The sequence below is a fragment of the Meiothermus cerbereus DSM 11376 genome (assembly GCF_000620065.1).
GTDB lineage: Bacteria > Deinococcota > Deinococci > Deinococcales > Thermaceae > Meiothermus > Meiothermus cerbereus.
Map to the genome: position 1 here is coordinate 1 of NZ_JHVI01000057.1, position 1018 is coordinate 1018.

At 54.8% G+C, this 1018-nt stretch carries 2 protein-coding genes; both read right to left on the reverse strand.

Annotation, left to right across the window (positions count from 1 at the left end):
- Positions 1 to 171: 171 nt before the first annotated feature.
- A complete protein-coding gene (locus Q355_RS0113145; protein WP_027878192.1) occupies positions 172 to 582 on the reverse strand; it encodes a putative toxin-antitoxin system toxin component, PIN family in 411 nt (136 codons plus the stop codon).
- Complete coding sequence (locus Q355_RS0113150) at positions 579 to 806, reverse strand: hypothetical protein (RefSeq protein ID WP_027878193.1); 228 nt, start codon at positions 804 to 806, stop codon at positions 579 to 581. The genes Q355_RS0113145 and Q355_RS0113150 overlap by 4 nt, the downstream gene beginning before the upstream one ends.
- Between the last annotated feature and the right edge of the window lie 212 nt (positions 807 to 1018).

Below are 1018 nucleotides of genomic sequence, written 5' to 3' on the forward strand. Positions count from 1 at the left end.
GCCAGTCGTAGGTGGTGTTGTGGGCCCGCAGGTCAGGTACTTGCATCAGGTATGGAATGGGGCTGGGTATCCTTGGGGTTTCGTTCATACTGCATATGATGAAAGCCTGGCGCGGCAAAAAGGCGAAGGCTCCATCTCCCAGCGTGAGGGCGGGCGCTGGGCAGCGTTTTGCTATTTCAATAACTTCATCAATTGCTCGGGCCGGATAATCCGGGTATTCCCTACTTTTTTGAGGGATAGGACATGCTCTTCATCCAGACTAACCAAATAGTTGGCTTCGCCTTCAGCAGCAATCGCCAGTATCAGGTCATCATCGGGGTCTACCGAAAGGGGCCTGCCCTTGCTGTACGACACCAACTCAGCCTTAGCCTTCAGGGTGTTGATCATCGCTCCAGCTTGAGCAGGGCGAATAATGCCTTTGAACTTGACATAGTGGCTTACCCGGCGCAACTCCGCAAGCTGTGCCTTAGAGGTTAGCAAGGTAAACCGCCCGTTTCGCCATGCCCAGTACACCCGTGCCACGCGGGACGTTGGGGCAATCAGGGTAGCGATGTAGATGTTGGTGTCAAAGACCACCCTCATCGCTTTTTACGGGCTTGTCGTACGGCATCTACCGCTATTTGGACGGCTTGCTCCTCGCTAATCTTGCTGGCTTTGGCCCCAGGTTTACTTACCTCGGCATCCCAATCCGACAGCTGTACGGCCTCATCTAGGATTTTCTCTAGCTCCTTGACCCACCTGCGCCCCTTGACCCGCTTGAAGGCCTCGAGCTTTTTACTGATTGCTTCGGGTAAAGCCGTAGCCATAGCTAGAGGATAGCATGCCCCGTCGCGGCAAAGGCGAAGGCTCCATCTCCAGCGCGGGGGCGGGGGTTCACCCCCATTGCTGAACCTTAAGCCTCGGGAAGTGAACCCGCTGACCTCTTAGAGACTGTCTTAAAACCGTCTAGGAAGCCAATCTTCTGACCATAAGTCGGATCATCGCCGTGTAGATAAAGGTTTCTGAGGTTTCGGGCAGG